This window comes from Pseudoalteromonas sp. KS88, assembly GCF_004766475.1.
GTDB lineage: Bacteria > Pseudomonadota > Gammaproteobacteria > Enterobacterales > Alteromonadaceae > Pseudoalteromonas.
Window position 1 is genome coordinate 60,499 of sequence record NZ_PYHV01000034.1, and the last position, 2,656, is coordinate 63,154.

The window sequence follows — 2,656 nt, forward strand, 5'->3', positions numbered from 1 at the left end:
ATCGCTAAAAGTCTCCGGCTGAAGACCAATAAATATATTTGTGATTTAATATCAATACATTAGTACATCTCTTAACCAGAGTTCAGGTTAAATAAAAGTTTAATGTTGGTTAATCATGTGGCTGGCTAATTGTGCTAAAGATTTACGCAGCCCTTCACGCAGTAATGGATTATCAATCTCAGCATCTAACGCCTTGTTCATGCAATGCATCCATTGATCGCGTAAGTCCTGATCAATAGGGAACGGCATATGACGTTTTCGTAGCATCGGATGGCCGTGCTGTTCTACAAATAAGTCTGGGCCGCCTAGCCAACCAGATAAAAATTCGAAGAATACTTGGCGTATACGGTCTAATGGTTGAGGGTGCATATCATATAACGGTTTGGCGTATTCATCGCTCGCCATTATATCGTAGAATCTATCAGACAGTGCACGTGCACCCTGTTCACCACCCATCATCTGATAAGGTGTTTTTTCTGGTGTGGGGGCGTGTTGTGGTTCTGCAGGTTTCGATTTTGAGAAAAGTCGTCTAATCATAATTTTATCATCAATAATTAACAGTGTTTACTGTGCAAAGAGGTTGCTTGAACATGGACAAATATGCGGTTTTTGGAAACCCAATCGAACACTCAAAATCACCCGCTATACATACGCAATTTGCAACCTCACTAGGTGAACAAATTGATTACCGCGCAATATTAGCACCAATTGACGGCTTTAAAAAATCAGTGAGTAACTTTTTTGCTCAAGGTGGGTTGGGAGCGAATGTGACCATGCCATTTAAAGAACAAGCCTTTGAACTGGTCGACGAACGTACTGAGCTGGCCACAATAGTAGGCGCGGTGAATACCATTAAATTACTTGATGATGGCCGCTTACTCGGAGATAACACCGATGGCGTAGGCTTTGTTAAAGACTTACTCGCAAATAAAGTTGCTATAAAAGATAAGCGAATACTATTAATTGGTGCTGGTGGTGCTGCCCGCGGTGTAATTTTACCGTTGTTAGCTCAACAGCCTAGTGAAATTGTTATCGTGAATCGTACAGCCGCAAAAGCAAATACACTGGCTGAGCTATTTTCTAAATACGGCAAAGTTATTGGTTACGGATTTGGTGATTTACCAGAAGGTGATTACTCGCTAATTGTTAACTCAACATCCAGTAGTGTGCATAATGAGTTGCCAGGGCTTGATAAAAAACACCTTAATCACTGTGAATGTGTTTACGATATGTTCTATTCGCTTAAAAACACTTTATTTATGCAGTGGGCGCAAGATAATAAACCAGGTATTTCAGTTTTAGATGGCAGTGGAATGTTAGTTGGCCAAGCCGCACAAGCATTTTATGTGTGGCGCAATAAAATGCCAGAGATACTACCCGTCGTTAGTGCATTAAAAGCTGGGGAGCTTACATGAATCAAGCAATTCAATTTATAGATAGGGTCGAATTTGATACTCAAACTCAGCTCTTAACTTTTTATGCGCAAGTTAGCGGACTTATGGTTGAGTGTATTGTGAATATGCAAAGCGTATTAATCTCAGACATGGTAGCGGCAAAGCAACATTTTGAATCACTGCGTTTTGATTATGAAGAACTTGCTGAGCAACTCATCGAAGATGAAGAGTATAACTCAGCTGGGAAAATTGAAATAAAGCCACTTACTTAGCTTTCTGCTAAATACTCGTCTTTTAGCTCAACATAGTTATTAGCAGAGATTTTTAAAAAGCTAAGCTCTTGCTCTGTTAAGGGGCGAGCCTGCTTAACGGGGCTGCCAACATAAAGGTAGCCCGACTCTAAACGTTTATTTGGCGGCACTAATGAACCACCACCAATAATTACATCATCTTCGACAATAGCATTATCCATAACAATAGCACCCATACCAACTAAGATACGATTTCCTAAACGACAGCCGTGTAACATTACTTTATGACCAACTGTAACATCATCGCCAATAATGAGAGGATAACCGTCAGGGTTGCTTTTACTGGCGCGGGTTAAATGTAACACGCTACCATCTTGTATATTAGTACGTTCACCAATGCGTATATAGTTAACATCCCCCCGAGCCGCCACTAATGGCCAAACACTACTGTTTGCGCCTAACGTAATGTCACCGACCAATACTGCTGATTCATCGATATAGACAGATTGATTTAAAGTAGGAGTAATTCCTTTATAAGAACGGATAGTCATAGAGCACCTAATAAAATAAAAGCTATTAGCGCTGATGATAGCAGTAGAGCTTATAAAATGGCCAGTCCAGATCTATGCTGGTTACTAAACTAGCAGTTTTAAGGTGTTTCGGTCGCAAATCGAGCGAACAGTACTTTATTTCAAGTTTTCTTTAAAAAACGCTTGCGTAAAAATTGGTTCTCCCTATAATGCGACCCCACTGAGACGGCAGAGCAGGCAACGCTTAGCGAGGCAAGCAAGTCACTTAGTAAGTCGAGTAAAACTTGAGTTTAGATTTTTTAAAAAGTTTAAAATTAAGTATTGACAAAAAAATAGGAAAGCGTAACATGCGCAGCCCTAGCGAGATAAAGCAACGCGTTTTAATCGCAACGTTCTTTAACAATATAAAGCAATCATCTGTGTGGGCACTCGTACACATTGAGTTCTAACAGCCAAGCTACTTCGGTAGTGAGGCAAAAAA

4 protein-coding genes are annotated in these 2,656 nt (G+C 40.3%); 2 read left to right on the forward strand and 2 right to left on the reverse strand.

Annotated features, from left to right (window positions below; genetic code table 11):
• Positions 1-99: 99 nt before the first annotated feature.
• Positions 100-537 (reverse strand): group II truncated hemoglobin, encoded by a 438-nt coding sequence (locus C7Y70_RS19300; protein ID WP_135476553.1) that lies wholly within the window; start codon positions 535-537, stop codon positions 100-102.
• A 53-nt stretch (positions 538-590) separates the two neighbouring features.
• Here C7Y70_RS19300 and aroE point away from each other — a divergent pair, with 53 nt between their 5' ends.
• Both aroE and C7Y70_RS19310 read left to right on the forward strand, forming a co-directional pair.
• Positions 591-1,415 carry a shikimate dehydrogenase gene (gene aroE, locus C7Y70_RS19305; protein ID WP_135476555.1) on the forward strand — a complete coding sequence of 275 codons (825 nt, stop codon included), beginning with the start codon at positions 591-593 and terminating at the stop codon, positions 1,413-1,415.
• Complete coding sequence (locus C7Y70_RS19310; RefSeq protein WP_135476557.1) at positions 1,412-1,666, forward strand: DUF1488 domain-containing protein; 255 nt, start codon at positions 1,412-1,414, stop codon at positions 1,664-1,666. The genes aroE and C7Y70_RS19310 overlap by 4 nt, the downstream gene beginning before the upstream one ends.
• On the opposite strand, the gene C7Y70_RS19315 is transcribed toward C7Y70_RS19310, so the two are convergent.
• The gene (locus C7Y70_RS19315) at positions 1,663-2,196 is read right to left on the reverse strand and encodes a gamma carbonic anhydrase family protein (RefSeq protein ID WP_135476559.1); all 534 of its coding nucleotides are present in this window, start codon (positions 2,194-2,196) and stop codon (positions 1,663-1,665) included. The two genes, C7Y70_RS19310 and C7Y70_RS19315, sit on opposite strands and share 4 nt — an antisense overlap.
• Between the last annotated feature and the right edge of the window lie 460 nt (positions 2,197-2,656).